The sequence below is a fragment of the Streptomyces sp. NPDC002790 genome, assembly GCF_040295505.1.
Classification (GTDB): Bacteria; Actinomycetota; Actinomycetes; order Streptomycetales; family Streptomycetaceae; genus Streptomyces.
The window spans coordinates 22821-41084 of sequence record NZ_JBEOVM010000018.1 but is presented as its reverse complement, the minus strand read 5'-3'; the positions used below and the strand labels follow the sequence as shown (position 1 = coordinate 41084).

The 18264-nt window shown below is 70.9% G+C and carries 21 protein-coding genes and 1 riboswitch; of the genes, 12 read left to right on the top strand and 9 right to left on the bottom strand.

Going from position 1 to position 18264, the window contains the following annotated elements; all coding sequences use genetic code 11:
* Positions 1–256: 256 nt before the first annotated feature.
* A complete protein-coding gene (locus ABT004_RS12000; protein WP_351334568.1) occupies positions 257–517 on the bottom strand; it encodes a chorismate mutase in 261 nt (86 codons plus the stop codon).
* 411 nt (positions 518–928) lie between these two features.
* Between ABT004_RS12000 and guaA the strand changes: the two genes are divergently transcribed.
* Positions 929–2509, top strand: coding sequence for a glutamine-hydrolyzing GMP synthase (gene guaA / locus ABT004_RS11995; RefSeq protein WP_351334565.1), 1581 nt, complete (start codon positions 929–931; stop codon positions 2507–2509).
* 74 nt (positions 2510–2583) lie between these two features.
* Here guaA and ABT004_RS11990 read toward each other — a convergent pair whose 3' ends face one another.
* Positions 2584–3072: a pyridoxamine 5'-phosphate oxidase family protein gene (locus tag ABT004_RS11990; protein WP_351334562.1), complete on the bottom strand. Its 489-nt coding sequence runs from the start codon at positions 3070–3072 to the stop codon at positions 2584–2586.
* A 119-nt stretch (positions 3073–3191) separates the two neighbouring features.
* Between ABT004_RS11990 and ABT004_RS11985 the strand changes: the two genes are divergently transcribed.
* Entirely contained in the window at positions 3192–3983 is a 792-nt protein-coding gene (locus ABT004_RS11985) for a class II aldolase/adducin family protein (protein ID WP_351334559.1), read from the top strand.
* Between the two features lie 20 nt (positions 3984–4003).
* On the opposite strand, the gene ABT004_RS11980 is transcribed toward ABT004_RS11985, so the two are convergent.
* Entirely contained in the window at positions 4004–4900 is an 897-nt protein-coding gene (locus ABT004_RS11980) for a DUF4429 domain-containing protein (RefSeq protein WP_351334557.1), read from the bottom strand.
* A 151-nt stretch (positions 4901–5051) separates the two neighbouring features.
* On the opposite strand from ABT004_RS11980, the gene ABT004_RS11975 reads away from it, so the two are divergent.
* Positions 5052–6323 (top strand): hypothetical protein, encoded by a 1272-nt coding sequence (locus tag ABT004_RS11975; protein ID WP_351334554.1) that lies wholly within the window; start codon positions 5052–5054, stop codon positions 6321–6323.
* A 102-nt stretch (positions 6324–6425) separates the two neighbouring features.
* The gene (locus ABT004_RS11970; RefSeq protein WP_351334552.1) at positions 6426–6950 is read left to right on the top strand and encodes a DoxX family protein; all 525 of its coding nucleotides are present in this window, start codon (positions 6426–6428) and stop codon (positions 6948–6950) included.
* A gap of 262 nt (positions 6951–7212) precedes the next feature.
* Here ABT004_RS11970 and ABT004_RS11965 read toward each other — a convergent pair whose 3' ends face one another.
* Together ABT004_RS11965 and ABT004_RS11960 are read right to left on the bottom strand one after the other, a co-directional pair.
* Positions 7213–7449, bottom strand: coding sequence for a hypothetical protein (locus tag ABT004_RS11965; RefSeq protein WP_451189785.1), 237 nt, complete (start codon positions 7447–7449; stop codon positions 7213–7215).
* Positions 7439–8734: a PspC domain-containing protein gene (locus ABT004_RS11960; protein ID WP_351334549.1), complete on the bottom strand. Its 1296-nt coding sequence runs from the start codon at positions 8732–8734 to the stop codon at positions 7439–7441. Before ABT004_RS11960 ends, ABT004_RS11965 begins: the two co-directional genes overlap by 11 nt.
* A gap of 221 nt (positions 8735–8955) precedes the next feature.
* On the opposite strand from ABT004_RS11960, the gene ABT004_RS11955 reads away from it, so the two are divergent.
* Positions 8956–10263 carry an ATP-binding protein gene (locus ABT004_RS11955; protein ID WP_351334546.1) on the top strand — a complete coding sequence of 436 codons (1308 nt, stop codon included), beginning with the start codon at positions 8956–8958 and terminating at the stop codon, positions 10261–10263.
* Entirely contained in the window at positions 10260–10943 is a 684-nt protein-coding gene (locus ABT004_RS11950) for a LuxR C-terminal-related transcriptional regulator (protein ID WP_351334544.1), read from the top strand. Before ABT004_RS11955 ends, ABT004_RS11950 begins: the two co-directional genes overlap by 4 nt.
* 39 nt (positions 10944–10982) lie before the next feature.
* On the opposite strand, the gene ABT004_RS11945 is transcribed toward ABT004_RS11950, so the two are convergent.
* Positions 10983–11426, bottom strand: coding sequence for a nuclear transport factor 2 family protein (locus ABT004_RS11945; RefSeq protein WP_351334542.1), 444 nt, complete (start codon positions 11424–11426; stop codon positions 10983–10985).
* 205 nt (positions 11427–11631) lie between these two features.
* Between ABT004_RS11945 and ABT004_RS11940 the strand changes: the two genes are divergently transcribed.
* From ABT004_RS11940 to ABT004_RS11925, 4 genes are all read left to right on the top strand, one after another.
* On the top strand, positions 11632–11883 hold the full coding sequence (locus tag ABT004_RS11940) for a type II toxin-antitoxin system Phd/YefM family antitoxin (RefSeq protein WP_351334540.1): 252 nt from the start codon (positions 11632–11634) through the stop codon (positions 11881–11883).
* On the top strand, positions 11880–12131 hold the full coding sequence (locus ABT004_RS11935) for a type II toxin-antitoxin system RelE family toxin (protein ID WP_351334537.1): 252 nt from the start codon (positions 11880–11882) through the stop codon (positions 12129–12131). Before ABT004_RS11940 ends, ABT004_RS11935 begins: the two co-directional genes overlap by 4 nt.
* A 98-nt stretch (positions 12132–12229) precedes the next feature.
* The gene (locus ABT004_RS11930) at positions 12230–12874 is read left to right on the top strand and encodes a LysE family translocator (RefSeq protein WP_351334675.1); all 645 of its coding nucleotides are present in this window, start codon (positions 12230–12232) and stop codon (positions 12872–12874) included.
* On the top strand, positions 12874–13758 hold the full coding sequence (locus ABT004_RS11925) for an alpha/beta fold hydrolase (protein WP_351334534.1): 885 nt from the start codon (positions 12874–12876) through the stop codon (positions 13756–13758). The genes ABT004_RS11930 and ABT004_RS11925 overlap by 1 nt, the downstream gene beginning before the upstream one ends.
* A 32-nt stretch (positions 13759–13790) precedes the next feature.
* Here the strand turns inward: ABT004_RS11925 and ABT004_RS11920 are convergent, their stop codons facing one another.
* Positions 13791–14195, bottom strand: coding sequence for a MerR family transcriptional regulator (locus ABT004_RS11920; RefSeq protein WP_351334531.1), 405 nt, complete (start codon positions 14193–14195; stop codon positions 13791–13793).
* Positions 14196–14274: 79 nt separating this feature from the next.
* On the opposite strand from ABT004_RS11920, the gene ABT004_RS11915 reads away from it, so the two are divergent.
* Positions 14275–15102: an alpha/beta fold hydrolase gene (locus ABT004_RS11915; protein WP_351334528.1), complete on the top strand. Its 828-nt coding sequence runs from the start codon at positions 14275–14277 to the stop codon at positions 15100–15102.
* Positions 15103–15114: 12 nt separating this feature from the next.
* On the opposite strand, the gene ABT004_RS11910 is transcribed toward ABT004_RS11915, so the two are convergent.
* Positions 15115–16155, bottom strand: a complete 1041-nt coding sequence (locus tag ABT004_RS11910; RefSeq protein ID WP_351334525.1) for a C40 family peptidase — start codon at positions 16153–16155, stop codon at positions 15115–15117.
* Between the two features lie 294 nt (positions 16156–16449).
* Here ABT004_RS11910 and ABT004_RS11905 point away from each other — a divergent pair, with 294 nt between their 5' ends.
* Complete coding sequence (locus ABT004_RS11905; RefSeq protein WP_351334522.1) at positions 16450–16803, top strand: hypothetical protein; 354 nt, start codon at positions 16450–16452, stop codon at positions 16801–16803.
* 35 nt (positions 16804–16838) lie between these two features.
* Here the strand turns inward: ABT004_RS11905 and ABT004_RS11900 are convergent, their stop codons facing one another.
* The gene (locus tag ABT004_RS11900) at positions 16839–18035 is read right to left on the bottom strand and encodes a C40 family peptidase (RefSeq protein ID WP_351334520.1); all 1197 of its coding nucleotides are present in this window, start codon (positions 18033–18035) and stop codon (positions 16839–16841) included.
* A gap of 7 nt (positions 18036–18042) precedes the next feature.
* Positions 18043–18181, bottom strand: a riboswitch (cyclic di-AMP (ydaO/yuaA leader).
* Positions 18182–18264: the final 83 nt, after the last annotated feature.

Below are 18264 nucleotides of genomic sequence, written 5' to 3'. Positions count from 1 at the left end.
GCGTCCCCGAGGCCGACCGTTCTCTGGTGTGACCGGGCTGCTGTCCCCTGCCGTCCGGTCACTTGTCTGGAGCGAGGTCCCACGACGTATGGCATGACCCGATACGTCTCAACGCTCCAGCGGAGCCACGCGTGGTTCGATCGGCCCGCCCCTGGCTGGCACGGACACCGGGACCAACGAAGCCTGTGCCAACGGGTCACGCGCCGTATGGGTGAGGACGCAACCGAACTGAGGTGCCCCGCCCTGCCGGAGCCGGTCAGATCCGGCCCCGGCACAGTTCGAGCAGCGTCATGGCGAGCGAGGTGCCGGGCTTGTCGAGCGCGTCCCTGTAGCGCCCGAGCACCTCGTTCTCGCGCGACAGGTTCACCCGCCGCCCGCCCGAGGCGATCCGGGCCTCCTGGACGACGGCGGAGACGGCCATGCGTTCCTGGACGAGGCCGATGATCCGGTCGTCGAGCGCGTCGATGCGCTCGCGGGCACCGGAGATCACGTCGGTGGTGGTGTCGGTGGTGGTCATGAGGGGCTCCTCTGGCGTGGTGGCGGAGCCCCGGACCGCCAAGCCCCGGAAACGCCAGACGCCCCGGACCTTGTCGGCCCGGGGCGCCTGGTGAAGTGCTTGTCAGTGGTTCAAGCAGCACGACCATGGCATCCGGCGGGCCGGCTGCCATAGGTAAAGACGAAGGTCGTGAGCGAGAACATGCCGTCACTATAACCCCGCCTCCGTGACCATCAAGTCCCGAGGACGGACCATCAAGCCCACGCGGCCATGGCGCCCACAATCAGGCCCTGCGGCGATGGTGCCCACAATCAAGCCCCTGCGGCGATTGAGCAGCGGGGTCCGGGGCAGAGCCCCGTGACGCCGACCACGGGTGACCTACCCGGTAGAATCGGCCACACGACCCCCCGCTAAGCCGCCGGAAGGCAACCCGTGTCATCAGCGACCTCCGCTGCCGCCGCCCCCGACACCGTCCTGGTCGTCGACTTCGGTGCGCAGTACGCCCAGCTCATCGCCCGCCGCGTCCGTGAGGCCCGGGTCTACAGCGAGATCGTCCCGAGCACCATGCCGGTCGACGAGATGCTCGCCAAGAACCCGGCGGCGATCATCCTCTCCGGCGGCCCCTCGTCGGTCTACGCGGAGGGCGCCCCGAGCCTGGACCGCGCGCTCTTCGAGGCCGGCGTCCCCGTCTTCGGCATGTGCTACGGCTTCCAGCTGATGGCCACGGCCCTCGGCGGCACCGTCGACGACAACGGCGCCCGCGAGTACGGCCGCACCGCGCTGTCCGTGTCGAAGGGCGACTCGACGCTCTTCGAGGGCACCCCGGCCGAGCAGCCCGTGTGGATGTCGCACGGCGACGCCTGCTCCGCGGCGCCCGAGGGCTTCACCGTCACCGCGTCCACGGACGTCGTACCGGTCGCCGCCTTCGAGAACGACGAGAAGAAGCTGTACGGGGTCCAGTACCACCCCGAGGTCATGCACTCGACGCACGGCCAGCAGGTCCTGGAGCACTTCCTGTACCGCGGCGCCGGCATCACACCGTGCTGGACGACCGGCAGCGTCATCGAGGAGCAGGTCGCCGCGATCCGCGCCCAGGTCGGCGACAAGCGCGCGATCTGCGGTCTGTCCGGCGGCGTGGACTCCGCGGTCGCCGCGGCCCTCGTCCAGAAGGCCATCGGCTCCCAGCTGACCTGCGTGTACGTCGACCACGGCCTGATGCGCAAGGGCGAGACCGAGCAGGTCGAGAAGGACTTCGTGGCCGCGACCGGCGCGAACCTCAAGGTCGTCGACGCGTCGGAGCGGTTCCTGAACGCGCTCGCCGGGGTCTCCGACCCCGAGGAGAAGCGCAAGATCATCGGCCGCGAGTTCATCCGCGTCTTCGAGCAGGCCCAGCTGGAGATCCTCCAGGAGGACGGCCCGGAGGTCGCGTTCCTCGTGCAGGGCACGCTCTACCCGGACGTCGTCGAGTCCGGTGGCGGCACTGGCACCGCGAACATCAAGTCGCACCACAACGTCGGCGGGCTCCCGGACGACATCGAGTTCTCGCTCGTCGAGCCGCTGCGCCAGCTGTTCAAGGACGAGGTCCGCGCGGTCGGCGCCGAGCTGGGCCTGCCGGACGAGATCGTCCAGCGCCAGCCGTTCCCCGGTCCAGGGCTCGGCATCCGCATCGTCGGCGACGTCACGCGCGAGCGCCTCGACCTGCTGCGCGAGGCCGACGCCATCGCCCGCGAGGAGCTGACCGCGGCAGGCCTCGACCGCGAGATCTGGCAGTGCCCGGTCGTCCTCCTCGCGGACGTCCGCTCGGTCGGCGTCCAGGGCGACGGCCGCACGTACGGCCACCCGATCGTCCTGCGCCCCGTCTCCTCCGAGGACGCCATGACGGCGGACTGGACGCGGATGCCGTACGACGTGCTCTCGAAGATCTCGACGCGGATCACGAACGAGGTCAAGGACGTCAACCGGGTCGTGCTCGACGTGACGTCGAAGCCCCCGGGCACCATCGAGTGGGAATAGTCCGCAGCTCGTAGTTCGTAGTTCTGTGAAAGTGCCGTCCACCCTCGGGTGGGCGGCACTTTCACTTGCGTCGCCTACGACCGCTTCATGACCCGGACCGCCTCGCCCGGCGTCCACACCTGCACCACCAGGTACGTGTCGTCCTCGACGTACGTCCTGGTGACCTCCGTCGGCTCGGTGCGGAACAGGTGGAAGTCGTTCGGGTCGGGGACCTCCACCCGGTCCGTGTAGCGGGCGATGGTCGCCGGGTCCTCGACCAGGTACGCCCGGCCGCTGATCCGGGCGTCGCCGCCGCCCATCGTCTGGCCCTCGCCCGGGTTGGCCTGCACCGCGAACCGCGGATCGCGCAACAGGTCGCGGGCCTTGAGCGAGCCGGGCATCATGCCGAGCCAGAACTCCCCGTTCAGAAACCGTACTTCGAGCCCGCTGGTGCGCGGCGAGCCGTCCTTGCGGAGTGTGGCCAGGACGTGGTGGGTGTGCTGCCCGAAGCGGTCCTCGACGGTCTTGGCGAGTTCCGGTTCGGCTTCGGTGAAAGTGGCCCAGGTGGCCGCGTTCGACGTCATGGTGGCGAGTCTCGCGCGCAATCCCGACGTCTTCTGTCCGGTATCCCCGCGCGTTTCGCCGCATTCTTTTCACACGACGGCCCTGTCACCTTGGCGGAAGCGGAGGTACCTTCCGCAGCATGTCGACGCAGCCCCCCGCCCCGATACCCCACGACCAGCTCCGATTCGCGATGCCGCCGCGGCACGAGACGTACGCCGACGAGCGCAGGTACCGCAAGGAGCGGCTCGCGGGCGCCCTGCGCGTCTTCGGGCGGGCGGGCTACGAGGAAGGGGTCTCCGGGCACATCACCGCCCGCGACCCGGAGTACGACGACTGCTACTGGGTCAACCCGTTCGGCGTGCCCTTCAGGCACGTCACGGTGAGCGACCTCGTGCTCGCGAACGGGGACGGGCAGGTCGTGGACGGCCGCTTCCACGTCAACCAGGCCGCCTTCACCACGCACGTAGCAGTGCACCGCGCCCGCCCCGAGGTGGTCGCGGTTGCGCACTGCCACTCCACGTACGGCCGCGCCGTGGCCGCGCTCGGCGAACTGATCGAGCCGATCACGCAGGAGGCCTGCGCGTTCTACGAGGACCACGCGCTGCTCGACGAGTACACGGGCGTCGGCGTGGACCCGGAGGAGGGCAAACGGATCGCCGTCGCCCTCGCCTCGCACAAGGCGCTCGTGCTGCGCAACCACGGGCTGCTCACGGTGGGCGACTCGGTGGACGCGGCGGCCTGGTGGTTCATCGCCCTGGAGCGGGCCTGCGAGGTGCAGTTGGCGGCGCGTGCGGCGGGGCGTCCGGTGCTGATCGACCGGCGGCAGGCGGTGGCGACCCACGAGCAGACGGGCAGTGACCTCGTGGGCTGGATCAACTACCAGAGCCTGTGGCAGGACATCACGCGCAGCGAGCCGGACCTGCTCTCCTGATACTTCTGATACGTGGGTGATCAGCGGAAGTCGCGCAGCACCGCCCGTTTCGTCGCCGCGAACTCCTCGTCCGTGAGCACGTGGCTGCGGTGCAGCTCGCCCAGCTCCCGCAGGCGCCGCAGCAGCACGTCGTGGTCGGCCCGCCGGGGCAGCAGCGGAGGAGTGCCGCGCGGCGCCGAGGGGTGCGGGAGGCGGGCCGTGACCGCCGCGGCGACGAGGGCGGTCAGCAGGTCCTTGCGGGCGTTGCCCCACAGGTCGAGGGCGTACGGGTCCTTCTCCGCCGGCAGTTTGGAGTGCGGGGAGCCCTTGGAGTGCGGGGAGTCCTTGGAGTGCGGGGAGCCCTTGGGGATGAAGCGCATCACCCCGTCCTCGTAACCGGAGTTGGGGACCCACTCGACCTCGTCGAGGTCGTCGAGCGCGATGACGCGGGGGCCCGTGGAACGCTTCACCCGGTCCGAGGTCTCGCTCCAGTCGATGCGGACCCGGCTGCCGTCGAAGGAGACGAGGCCGTCGCTGGAGCGCACCGAGACCGGCACGGCGGGCCCCGGGACGAGGTACGAATCGGCGGGGCCCGGCGGGAGTTGTTCGAGCAGCAGGGCCTGGCGGATCTCCTCGGCGACGTACTCGGCGACCCCGGAGCGGTCCGCGTCGACCGTGAGCCGGTACGGGTCGGCGGTGTCCGGGAGGCGGCCGCCGGTGGCCTGGAGCAGCGGGTCCGAGGCCTCGCGCAGGGTGAGGCGGAGACGGCCGCGCTTGCGCTCGGGTTCGTAGGCGACGCCGGCGACGGCGGTGAGCGGCACGTCGATCTCGCCGTAGGTCTGCCGCAGCAGGGCGACCGACCGGTGCAGACCTGGTGTGATGCGGACCGTGGTCCCGTCGAAGGCCCAGGTTCCGTCACGCTGGATGATCTCGGCCATACGGAAATTCTCGCAGTGACGTCAATACTCCGGTCAATGCAGGTCAAAGCCGTTCACCCGTGCGGGGTGGGCCCGTGCGACGTTCGCGCCCCCGGCGTGCGGCACAATTCGCCTTCAAGGTGCGGAAGTTGACGAGGGTGGGGCGGCGGCAGTGGCGGTGCAGGAAGCGCGGGACGACCGGACGGCGCACGAGGGCGGGTGTACCTGTGGCGACTGTCCGCGGGGGGCGCGCGAGGGTCATCGCAGGGCCGTTGCCCGATTTGCGGCCAAGCGGGATGAGTTGGCGGCGGGGCACGGGTTGCCCGCGGCCGTCGCGTACTCGGCGGGGGCGTCGCGGCAGTGGATCTCCGACGAACTCACCCAGTCCGCGCGGGCGATGGCCGACCGCGGCCGTGAGGAGGGCGTGGCCTGGTTCACCCGGCTGTGGCCGCGCACGCTGTACGTGGTGTGGGGCGGCGTGTGCGCGCTGCTGATAGGCCAGTCGCTCACCGCGATCGGCGCCGGCTGGACCGCCGCCCGCACGGCGGGGCTCGTGGCCGCGTTTGTGGTGGCCGGACTGCTCACCGCGGCCGGGTATCTGCACCGGGCACGCGGCGGCCTGCTCGCGCCGCTGATCGGCGAGGACAACCGCCTGTCGACCTCGCGGGCGGTGGCGTGCGGCGTGCTTCTGCCGACCGTGTACGCGGTCCTCGTCCTCGCGGGTGAACTGGCGCTCGCGGCCGACCCAGGGCGTCGTGACGCGCTCATCGGCGGCCTCGAACTTGCGCGCGGGGCAGGCCTGTTGACGGTGCTCGCCGTGGTGTGCGGGGTGGCCGTGCTGGTGCGGCGGGTGGTCGGGGTCCGGGTCGGCGGGCAGCGGCTGCAGAAGCTGCGGGCGCCCCGGCCGCGCGCCGCCGACGTGCTCACCGACGACTCCGGGCGCGGCAGCTTCACCGACATCCAGTACGTAGCCGTGGGCGCGGCCGCCGTCGTCTGGGCGGTCGTCCGCCTCGCGCGCCGCCCCGACCAGCTGCCCGACCTGCCGTGGTCCCTCGCGGTCCTGGTGGGCGTGTCCGCGGCGACGTATCTCGCCGGCAAGTACACGGAGGGCGGCCGGCCGGCGATCCTGTCCGTCGTGCGGGCGCGGGAGGCCGGGGACCTGGACGCGCCGATCCGCACCGGCGACGACATCGAGATCCGCGGCTCCGGGTTCGTGCCGCCCGGCGCGGGCGTCGTGGACCAGCTCGCTCGGGTCGCCGTGCGGATCGGCCCGGTCCACGTCCATGTGCCGCTGGTCCCGGTCCCCGGCGGCTTCACCAACCCGACCGACGCGCTGCTCACCGTGCCGGTTCCGGTGGACGTGGAGCCGGGTCGGGTCGAGGTGCAGGTGATCACGGCGGCGGGCGTGGAGACGAACCGCTGCGGCATCGACGTCGTCGACTGAGGCGGCCGAACGGCTTCCGCGCTGAGCCGGGGCGTGCTCTCGTACGTATGGTCAGGTAAAGACACCAGGCGCGAGCGGCGCGCGAGAGGCGGCGGAGCGGCTATGGCGCACAGCATGCGATCCGACCTGACCACGAACTACGGCCCGCCACGGGGCGGCTGGCGCGAGACCGCGCAGCGGTACGCCCTGGTGCCGCTGCGCGCCTTCCTTGGCGTCACGTTCATCTACGCGGCCTTCGACAAGCTCACCGACAGCGCGTTCTTCAAGGCCAGTGGGGGCGGCTCGATCGGTGACCAGATGCGGGGGGTGCGGGACACGTCCGCGATCCCGGAGCTCGTCGACCTCGCGCTGAAGTCGCCGGCGGGGTTCGGCTACGCGATTGCCTTCGGCGAGCTGGTGGTCGGGGTCGGCACGCTGCTCGGTGTCCTCGCGCGGCTCGCGGCGGTCGGCGGGGCGCTGATCTCGTTGAGCCTGTGGCTGACGGTGAGCTGGGCGACGGAACCGTATTACCTCGGGAACGACTTGGCGTATCTGATGGCGTGGCTCCCACTGGTTCTGGCGGGAGCGGCGGTGTGGTCGGTGGATTCCTGGTGGCGGGGCCGAAGGCTGCGGTCGTCCGAGTATTGAACCGGACGCGGTGACGGCCACGGGGCTCCGCCCCGGCCCCCGCGCCTCAATCGCCGGCGGGGCTCGAAAGCCCGGGGCTCCGCCCCGTACCCCGCTGCTCAATCGCCGCAGGCGCTTGATGTGCCCACCCGCCGCTGGGGCTCGGTGTGCGCGCCCGCCGCTGGGGCTTGGTGTACGCGCCTCAGGCGCCGGCAGGGCTGGATCGCCTCAATCGCCGGCGGGGCTGATGGTCCCCCGGCGGCGATTGAATGGCTCGGGTCGGTTATTTAAGCCCCTGCGGCGATTGAGCAGCGGGGTCCGGGGCGGAGCCCCGGGGGCGGGTTGCCAGGCGCCGGGCCGTGCCGACGACCGCCGCCACGCACAGCCCCCCGCCCACCAGCGGAATCCCCACGAACCACGGCGCGTCCCACGCGCCCCCCGCATCGCCGAAATACACAACCGCCGTCACCATCAGCACCAGCCCGGCCACCAGCCGCCCCGGATGGAATTCACGCCGCACGATCCACCTCCACCTGTCCGAGCCCGACCTCGACGTGCACCTCGATCGTGCCGGAGGCCTTCGCCGCGGGAATCGTGATGTTCCGGTCCAGTCCCGGCCGGATGTCCACATCGCGCGACACATCGGCGGGCAGCCGGATCGCACCGACCCCGACCTCCAGGTGCAGCTCGGCGTCGGCGTCCGGGGGCAGCACGATCCTCGCCCGCCCCGCACCGACCTCGACGTGGGTGGCGGTCGTGGCGCCCTTGGCGATGTCCACCTTGGAGAGGTCGAGCGTGCCGTCGCCCGAGCCCAGTTCGTAGTTCGGCCGAACATCCGCCGCGCGCGCGGGCGCCCAGTCGGTGCGGGCCCACTGCGTGCTGATGTTCGAGGGCAGCGCGGCGGACGCCGTGAGCAGGCCCGCCGTGATCAGCGCGAGGAGGATCGAGCCGACCCCGGTGCGGCCGCGGAACGCGCTCACCGCGATGCCGAGGCCGAACACGGCGAGCGCACAGGCCAGTCCGGTCTGCAGGCTGGCGTCGAGGGTGCGCTCGTCCCACGTCACGCCCGTGCCGATGCCGCCCGCGATCAGCGCGCCGAGGAACGTCAGCGCGCCGATGCCGCGCGGCCCGGCGGGCCGTGGTGGCGCGGCGGGCCCGGCGGAGACAGGCCCGCGCCAGGAGCCGAACCGCGCCGCCGCCGGGCGCTCCTCGGCGCCCGGCGGACCCCACAGGTAGCCGGTGCCTCCGTCGTGCGTGCCGTCCTTCACGATCGGGTCGCGCCACCACGAAGGCCCGCGCGCGACCGGCGGCGCCTGCGCCTCCGGCGGCGCGTCCGCGACGGCCTGCGCGGCCACCGGGTCCGGATCGGCGGTGCGCCGCGCCTGCGACCAGTAACCGGCCCCGGCCAGCAGCAGCGCGAGCACGACGGCGAAGGTGAGCGCGCCCCCGTTGTTCAGCATGGAGAGGAACACCCCGCACCCGACGAGCGCGGTGACGATCGCGGCAAGGCCAGGACCGTCCACCCGCCCCGTGAGGAGCTTGCGGAACTCGTTCTCGTCCTCGTCCTCGTACGGGACGAACAGCCACGCGAAGCCGTAGAAGATCAGCCCGACGCCGCCGGTCACCGCGAGCACCGAGAGGCCGATGCGGAAGATCACCGGATCCATGTCGCACTGCCGGCCGAGCCCCGCGCACACCCCGCCCAGCGTCTTGTACCGCCGGTCCCTGCGGAAGCCGCGCAGCGGCCTGGCCGGTGTCGGGTCGGGGGCCACGGTGTCCGTGTCCTGAAGGGGCTGCTCCGTCATACGTACATCGTGACGGCCGGGACCCGCCCGCGGCAGCCGGGACAACCCTGGCCGAACCCTGAGATCACCCCTGAGGCCCCGTGCCATCCGCGTCGACGGCTCCCCGGACCGAAGAGTCACGTACCCCAGCCCGAAGATCACGGGCCCCGGCCCGAAGATCAGGGAAGTATCCGGGCCGAACCCTGATGCCCGGCCCCCTGCCGCGTGTGACGATCGGTGGCATGTCGGAAGCAGCGCCCGCCTCTCTCGCCGAGAACCGAGACGACCCGCGGCCGCCGCGCAAGCTCTACCGCAGCAGTGACGGACGCTGGCTGGGCGGAGTGGCGCGGGGCCTCGCGGGGCATCTCGGGCTGCCGGTGATCTGGGTGCGCCTGGTCTTCGTGGGCCTGTTCATGGCGGATGGTCTTGGCGCGTTGCTGTACGCGGCGTTCTGGTTCTTCGTGCCGCTCGGCGTGGGCGGTGTCGGCGCGGACCGGCCGCCCGTCCTCAGCACGGAGACGTCCGTCGACGGCCGCCGCAGGCTGGTGACGCGCAAGCCGGACAAGGGCCAGATCCTCGCCCTGCTCCTGATGGTCGTCGTAGCGATGATCTTCGTGGAGAACGTGAACCTGACCGGCAACACCAAGGCGTACCTGATCCCCACCGTGCTCGTCGCGGCGGGCGTCGCGCTCGTCTGGCGACAGGCCGACAACGCGCGCAGGGCCCGTTGGATGGAGGTCGGCCGCCGCCGGCGCACGCTGAGTCTGGCGCGCGCGGCCTCCGGGGTGCTGCTCGTCGGCGCGGGCGTCACCGGCATCTTCGTCACGCAGGGCGCCACGGAACACATCGGCCCGATCCTCCAGGCGGCGCTCGCCGTCATCGTGGGCATCGCGCTCCTCGCGGGCCCGTACCTGATCCGTATGACGCAGGACCTCTCCGAGGAACGCCTGATGCGCATCCGCGCACAGGAGCGGGCGGAGGTCGCGGCGCATGTGCACGACTCGGTCCTGCACACGCTCACCCTGATCCAGCGGGGCGCGGACAATCCGGCCGAGGTGCGCCGCCTCGCCCGCGCCCAGGAGCGCGACCTGCGCGCGTGGCTCTACAAACCGGCCGCCGCGGAGAACCCGCAGGAGCCGGAGACGGTTGCGGAGGCGGTGAAGCGCAACGCGGCGGAGGTCGAGGACAAGCACGGGGTCCCGCTGGAGGTCGTGGTGGTGGGCGACACCCCGCTCGACGATCAACTGTCGGCACAGATGCAGGCCGCGAGGGAAGCCATGGTGAACGCCGCCAAGTACGGTGGCGTGGGCGGCGCCGTCCAGGTGTACGCGGAGGTCGAGGGGGACGTGGACGGGGACATGGTCTTCGTCTCCGTACGCGACCGGGGCCCCGGCTTCGACCTCGACTCCATCCCGCCCGACCGCATGGGCGTAAGAGAATCGATCATCGGCCGAATGGAACGCAACGGCGGGACGGCCCGGCTGCGGGCGGTGCCGGACGGTGGCACGGAGGTCGAACTGACCATGAAGAGGGCGGAAGGGGCGTCATGACCGACGAGGCAGCTCAGGAGCGACGGGTACGAGTGGTCCTGGTCGACGACCACCGGATGTTCCGCACCGGCGTCCAGGCGGAGATCGGCCGCACCGAGGAGACGGGTGTCGAGGTGGTCGGCGAGGCCGCCGACGTCGACCAGGCGGTCACGGTGATCACGGCGACGCGTCCCGAGGTCGTCCTCCTCGACGTGCACCTCCCCGGTGGCGGCGGCGTCGAAGTCCTGCGCCGCAGCGCCCAGATGATGGCGGACGCGGAGAACCCGGTCCGCTTCCTGGCCCTCTCGGTCTCGGACGCGGCGGAGGACGTGATCGGCGTGATCCGTGGCGGCGCCCGCGGCTACGTCACGAAGACGATCACCGGCACCGACCTCGTCAACTCCATCTTCCGCGTCCAGGAAGGCGACGCGGTGTTCTCGCCGCGCCTGGCGGGCTTCGTCCTCGACGCCTTCGCGTCCACGGACGCGCCGCCGGTCGACGAGGACCTGGACCGCCTCACGCAGCGCGAACGCGAGGTCCTGCGCCTCATCGCGCGCGGCTACGCCTACAAGGAGATCGCCAAGCAACTCTTCATCTCGGTGAAGACGGTCGAGTCCCACGTCTCAGCGGTCCTCCGCAAGCTCCAGCTCTCGAACCGCCACGAGCTGACGCGGTGGGCGACGGCGCGTCGGCTGGTGTGAGCGACGTCCGGTGGACGCGCCCGCGATCACGCGGTCACCTCAGCGGCCGTCCACCCCGAACGCCTGGGCGACGGCGAGGCTGTCCTCGTAGACGTGGTGGCGGGTGACAAGACCGTCTTCGACGGTGAGGTGGAGAGCGAATCGTGCACGATACGCACGTCCGGTGGGCCGGGCTGTCTGGCGGATCTCGCCGAGCACCACCGCGTCGTTACCGTCGATGAGGATGCGCTCGACCTCGGTCGCCACGTGCTCCGGCACATGATGCTCGGCAAGCGCGCGGTAGTGGGCGGCGGCGTCGGCCCGTGAAGACCGGTGACGGATCCACGGCGTGGTGGCGCGACCGTGCTCGGTCTCCGGCCAGTTCAACTTCCAGTCGCCCTGTTCGGCATACAGCTCGGCGATGCGCTCGGGGTCGCCCTCGCCGATCCTGCGCAGCAAGTCCTCTGTCACCGTACGGGTGTTGGCTGGTGCGGCTGTGGACATGGCGAACCTCTCCGTCGTGGTCCGCGTCCTGCGACGCGGAGGAATTCCTCATCCTGTCGGTGCGGGCGGGGCCGAGGCGATGACCTCTGAGGTCAGGAAGGCGCGTAAAGCGCGCAGCCTTGCCGGGCGGGCTGTGCCGGACGTGCCGCCCCGTGGCGGGCGGCGTGAATATGGCACAAGATTAATCTTGTGCCACCATGTGGGCATGACTGAGATCGCCATCAGCAAGGCACGCTCCGAGCTGGGCGACCTCGTGCGCCGCGCCGCACACGGCCGCGAGACCATCGCCCTCACCGATCACGGCCACGTGGCCGCGCTCCTCGTATCGCCCCAGGTGATAGAGGATTTGGAGGACTCGCTCGCGATCGCCGAGCGTGAGCGGAGCAAGGCGGAGGGGGCGCTGGGCGAGGGCATGTCGCACGACGAGGTCGGCCGGCTGCTGGGGCTGCGCCGGTGACGTACGGCATCATCTGGGAGCCGGAGGCCACCAGTGCCGCCGTGCGATTCCTCAAGGACGACCCCGACGGTCTGGCCGCTCTGTACGAAGCCGTCGACAGCCTGGCCACAAATCCCCGCCCAGCCAACTCGACGCCGTACGGCAGCAGTTACCGGCGTCTGCGAGTCGGTGTCTATCGGGCTCTGTACGTCATCGACGACGACGTGATCCGCATTCTGGTCACCCATGTCGGACGCACCTCCGGCTGAGCCGCAAGCCGCAGGGTTGGCCATGCGCAGGAGGGACAGATCCGGCGGATCCGTTATCCGGGTGCGTTCATGGCCCCGGATGTGGCTCCATGGATCCCATGATGTCCACCGACCGCCTCCTGGCCTTCGCGGCGATGTCCTTGCTGCTGATCGTCATCCCGGGGCCGAGCGTGATCTTCGTCGTCGGCCGTGCTCTCGCACAGGGGCGGCGCGCCGCGCTGATGACGGTCGTGGGCAACACGCTCGGGGCGTACGTCCTCGTGATCGCCGTGGCTCTCGGTGTCGGGTCGCTCGTCGAGCGGTCGGTGGCGATCTTCATGACGTTGAAGCTGGTGGGCGCCGCGTACCTGATCTATCTGGGCGTCAAGGCGATACGTCAACGGAGTTCGCTGCGCGCGGTGTTCGACGAGGAGCGGGGCGCGGCGGGCACGACGACTCTGCGCACCCTGTGGGAGGGCTTCGCGGTGGGTGTGGCGAACCCCAAGACGATCGTCTTCTTCGCGGCGGTGCTGCCCCAGTTCGTCGACCGGGAGGCCGGGCACACCGTGCTCCAAATGCTGCTTCTGGGACTGGTGTTCAACGTCATCGCGATCGCCTCGGACAGCGTCTGGGGCCTGGCCGCTTCCACGGCCCGCACCTGGTTCGCCCGCTCCCCGCGCCGCCTCGCGGCGGTCGGCGGAGCAGGCGGCCTCGCGATGGTGGGCCTTGGCGTGACGGTGGCGGCCACGGGGCGGGCGGACTGATGCCGAGCGTCGACGTATCGCCCGAGATCTCGATCGCGTACGACACCTTCGGCGACCCTGCCGACCCGGTGGTGCTGCTCGTGATGGGCTTCGGTGCCCAGCTGATCGCCTGGGACGAGGACTTCTGCGGCACCCTCGCGGAGCGCGGCAGGTACGTGATCCGCTTCGACAACCGGGACAGTGGCCTGTCCACCAAGTTCGACGCACACCCTGTGGACATGGCGGAGTTCATCGCCACGGTGAGCGCGGGGGACATGCCCGCCGCCCTCGCGATGATCCCGTACCGGCTGCAGGACATGGCGGACGACGCCTTCGGCCTGCTGACCGCGCTCGGTATCGAGCGGGCCCATGTGGTCGGCGCCTCCATGGGCGGCATGATCGCCCAGACGATGGCGATCTCCCGGCCAGAGCGCGTCCTGACCTTGACCTCGATGATGTCCTCGACGGGCGAGCCCGAGTGCGGGCGGTCGACCCCGGAGGCGCAGGCGGCGCTTTTCGCCCCGAAGCCGGCCGACCGTTCCGGGTACGTCGCGGTGGCGGACAGGGCCCTGGTGTGGGCCTCCAGACGGTACGGCGACGCCGCCGTCCTGCGGGATCTGGCCGCTCGCAGTTACGACCGCGCCTACTACCCGGCCGGGACCGGCCGTCAGCTCGGCGCGATGATCCTCAGCGGCTCCCGCGCGGACGCACTCCAGGCGCTCAGCGTGCCTTCGCTGGTGATCCACGGCCTGGACGACACCCTGATCGCCCCCGACGGCGGCCGTCGCACGGCCGAGCTGATCCCCGGCGCCGAACTCCTCCTGCTCCCGGACATGGGGCACGACAGGCCGCGCGAACTGTGGCCGGAGCTCATCCGGGCACTGGCGGCGCACACGACGGCCTGAAGCCGGCCGGGAACTCGACCATGCGCCCCGACTCAGCTTCTGGTGAAGGGAGTTGAAGCTGGGGCGGCCTCAGCGGCCGGCGCCCCTGAGGGTGCGGCGGTGATGATGGTGTCGAGAATCGCGTGCGACGCCTGTAGATCTTCGATGGCGCGGGTGATGCGCTCGCCCTCCCGGCGGAGTTGGGCGCGCAGATCCGGGCAGGCGGGCACGAGGCGCTCGTCGTCCGCCCGGATGCACGGCAGGACTTGGGCGATCAGAGCGGTCGGAAGGCCTGCCGCCAGCAGACAGCGAATGCGGCGCACTGTCTCGACGTCCGACTCGCCGTAGATGCGGTAGCCGCTGGGCAGCCTGTCGGGTGTCACGAGTCCTTGCTGTTCGTAGTAGCGCAGCAACCGTTCATGAACCCCGGTACGCCGCACCATCTCCTGCATGCGCATGCCGCTCGCCTCCCCCTGCTCCCCTTGCCGGAGAAGCGACTTGACTCTGACACTGATGTCGGAGTTTAACGTCGGCGCCATGACTGCCGATCACGCGTTTCCCGCCTCTTGCCTCGACGTTCTCGTGCAGGGGAGCGGCCCTGCACTTCTGCTCGCGCACGGTGCGGGCGGTGGCATCGAGGGGAACTTCGGTCTCGTCCTCGACGACCTCGCCCAGGACCACACCCTCGTCGGCCCGCACTACCCCGGGGCCGGCGGCTCTGCCGTGGCCACCGGCCCCCTGGACCTGGACGACCTCGCCGACCGCCTGGTCGCGGCCGCCGTCGAGGCCGGCCAGGACTCGTTCGCCGTCCTCGGAGAATCCCTCGGCAGCGTCGTCGCCGTCCGGATCGCCACACGGCACCCCGGCCGTGTCCGGGCCCTCGTCCTGACCGCCGGCTTCGCTGCCGCCGATCCGGTCCTGGCGCTCGCCGCCCAGCTGATCAAGTCCCTTGCGGCCGCGGGTCAGTGGGAGGACGTGGCAAGGCTCGCCCTCCTGTCCTGCATGTCCCCGGCGGACCTGGCGGACCTGGCGGACCTGGCGGACCGTGAACCGGCAGCCCTCGACGAACCGGTCGCCCAGACCCTGACCGCGATGCCGCCGGGCATGCTGGACCACTTCGACCTGGTGTCCCGGGTGGACGTGCGGGCCGATCTGGCGAAGGTGTCCGCCCCCACCCTGGTGGTGGTGCCGACCGGCGACCGCCTGGTGCTGCCCGAGAGCTCGTACCGGCTGGCGGCCGGTATCCCGGGTGCCCAGCTGATCGAACTGCCTGGAGCCGCCCACGTCCTGAACCCGGCAGACCGGGCGACCTGGCTCCGCCACGTACGCCGGTTCCTCGCGTCGCTCCCCGCCACGTCGGCGTGACGAGCCGACCGCTCACGCCACCCGCGTCGCCCCCGCGAACGGCATCTCGTCGATCGGGGCCACCCGTACCGGTGCGCTCGGGTTCGGGGCGTGGATCATCTTGCCGCCGCCGATGTAGAGGCCCACGTGGCTGATCGAGGAGTAGAAGAAGACCAGGTCGCCGGGTTGGAGCTGGGACTTCGGGATGCGCGGGCCCGCGTCGATCTGGGCGTACGTCGTGCGGGGGAGTGAGACGCCTGCCGCCTTGTACGCGGCCTGGGTGAGGCCCGAGCAGTCGAAGGCGGAGGGGCCGGTGGCGCCCCATACGTAGGGGCTGCCCAGGGCGCCGTACGCGAAGGAGATCGCGGCCTTGGCGCGGGAGTTGGGGGCCTGGGAGAGGTCGGCGCGTTCCGTCGAGCGTGAGGTGCGCCCGCTCTGTGTGGCGGTGGGGGTGCGCTCTTCGGGGGTGATGCGGTCGAGGAGGCGGCGGGCCTCCGCGAGTTTTCGCTTCACCTTCTTCTTGTTGTCCTCCAACTCGGCCTTTTTGGCGCGGATTTCGGAGAGCGTGCCGTCGGCGTCGCCGCGCAGCTGGTCGATCTCGCGGAGTTCGTCCTGCACGCGGGTGACCGCGGCGGCCTGCCGGGCGCCGACGCGCTCCGTGAGGGACGCCTTGTCGAGGTACGCGTCGGGGGTGGAGGAGAGGAGCAACTGGACCGAAGGGTCCACGCCTCCGGTGCGGTACTGGGATGCCGCCACCGAACCCAGCTTCTCGCGCTGGGAGTTGAGCGATTCGGTGCGCCGGGACGCCTCGTCCTGGAGCTCGTCCACCTTCTTCCGCGCCCCGTCCGCCTTCTCCTTCGCGCCGTTGTACTTCTGGGTGGCGACCTCCGCCTCCTGGTACAGCTTGTCGACCTTGGCCCGCACCTGGGCGGCGCCGAGCTCGGGCTCCGCGTGCGCCGCCCCGCCGTCGAGGGCGGTGACGGTGGCCGCGGATGCCAGGGCGAGGGTGGCCGCGGTGCGGGCCCTACCAACGCTGAGCGAACGCGGTCGGGGCTTGCGGTGCGCTGCCGGCACAAAGTCCTCCTCTGGGCGGCCGTCCGAAACGCACGGCCCCCGGTCGCGCGTCCGGCGGCGGCCCGCACAGGGGGAGCGGGTCGCCGCCGGACCTTTCTCGGCGGTGGTGTCCGACTGCCGCCCCTGGCCCGGGCGGCGGTGGGGAGCCGGTCACCTGAGCAAGGACGCTAAACCTCGGCGTAACGGGTTGGTGGCCGATTGTTCGCAACTGGCCCATTTGTTACGGGCGGTGACAGAGGGTGACCGTCGGGGCTCCGAAGTGGCCCGAAACGGGCCCAAGTAGGCTCCGGCCCCATGGACGTACTCATCAACATCTTCGTCGGTCTGCACATCATCGGCATCGCCTCGCTGCTCGGCGGCTTCCTCACGCAGATGTCGGCGATGAAGGAGGGCGCGGCCCGCTTCAACAAGGCGATGCTGCACGGCGCGCTGACCATGCTGGTGACCGGCGTCGCCCTGGTCGGCCTCAACCAGGCCGACGGCTCCACCGTCAACAACATCAAGATCGGCGTGAAGCTCGCGGTCCTGATCGTGATCCTCGGCATCGTCTACGTGAAGCGGGACGAGGAGAAGGCCGAGAAGGGTCTGTTCGCGACGGTCGGCGCGCTCACCGTCGCGAACATCTTCATCGCGGTGCTCTGGACCTGATCACCGGCATCGTCAGAGTCACAGGCGTGGTGGGCTCAGGCCGGGCGCACCACGCTGTGGATCGACGACGTGCCGTCGTAGTAGATCGACTCCTCGCGCACGACCGCACCCGGCTTCGGCGCGTGCACCATCATGCCGTCGCCCATGTAGAGGCCCACGTGGCTGATGTCGTCGTAGAAGAACACCAGGTCACCGGGTTGGATGTCGGAGAGCGGCACCGTCTTGCCGATCTCGACCTGGTCCCAGGTCGTCCGCGGCAGCGAGATCCCCGCGGACTTCCACGCCGCCTGCGTAAGGCCCGAGCAGTCGTACGAGTCCGGGCCCGTGGCGCCCCACACGTACGGCTTGCCCTCCTGTGACTTGGCGAACGCCAGCGCCTGCGCGGCCTTCGTGGCGTAGGAGGCGTCCGATGAGCCCGACGAACCGGAAGAGGACCCCGAGGAGCCGGAGGACGAGCCGGAAGACTGCTCCTGCTCCTTCGCCTCCTCGGCCGCCTTCCGCTTCGCCGCCTCCGCGGCCTTCTGCTTGGCGGCCAACTCGGCGGCCTTCTTGCGGGCCGCCGCCTCCTTGGCCTTCTCGATCGCGGCGAGCCGCGCCTTCTCCTCGGCGGTCAGCTCGGCCAGCAGCTTGCGCGCGTCGGAGAGCTTCGTCTGGACGGTCTCCTTCGTCGACCTCAGCTCGGCCTGCGAGTCGGTGAGGTCCTGGAGGCTCGACTGCGCCTCGTCGCGCTTCTCGGCGATCTCGCGCGCCTGCCCCTGATAGTCGTCGATCGACTTCTTCTGCTCACTGGTGAGCCGGTTCATCAGCTGGCGCTGCGAGAAGTAGTCCTCCGGGTCGTCCGCGAGGAACATGGTCGCGGTGTCGCTGACACTGCCCGAGCGGTACTGCTCGGCGGCGTATCTGCCGAGCTTCTGGCGGGCCGTGTTCATGTCATCGGTGCGCTGCGCGACATCGTCGAGGAGCTTGTCGACCTGGGTCTTCTTGGAGTCGGTCCGCTCCTTCGCGCCGTTGTACTTCTGGGTGGCGACCTCGGCCTGCCGGTACAGGGTGTCGACCTTCTGCTGGACCTCTTCGAGGCGCGGCTTCGACGACGGCTGCGCGGGCGCGGCCTGTGCCGTCTGCGAGAGCAGGGCCACGGAGGTGAGGGCGGCGGTCGTGATGCCGACGGCCGGGGTCGTGCGAAGGCCGCCGGTGATCCGGGAACGGCTGCGGGGCTTACGGTGCGACGCCAAGGCAGGCGACTCCTTCCGTCGTCCGCCTACCGGGTTAGCTGTCGGGTTCGGGCGTCGTACGTGGAAGGCTGCCCTACGGTCGGCTGACCGATTCACCCCAAGGTCGGTTGGGTCCCCGGTTCCCTGCCTTGCGGCGTACGGAACTCAGCGGGGGCTGCCCGTTCGCCGCGACATCCGCGGGCGGGGGGACGGGCTGCCCGGCTGAACCGTAGCCAACTCGTGTGGCTGC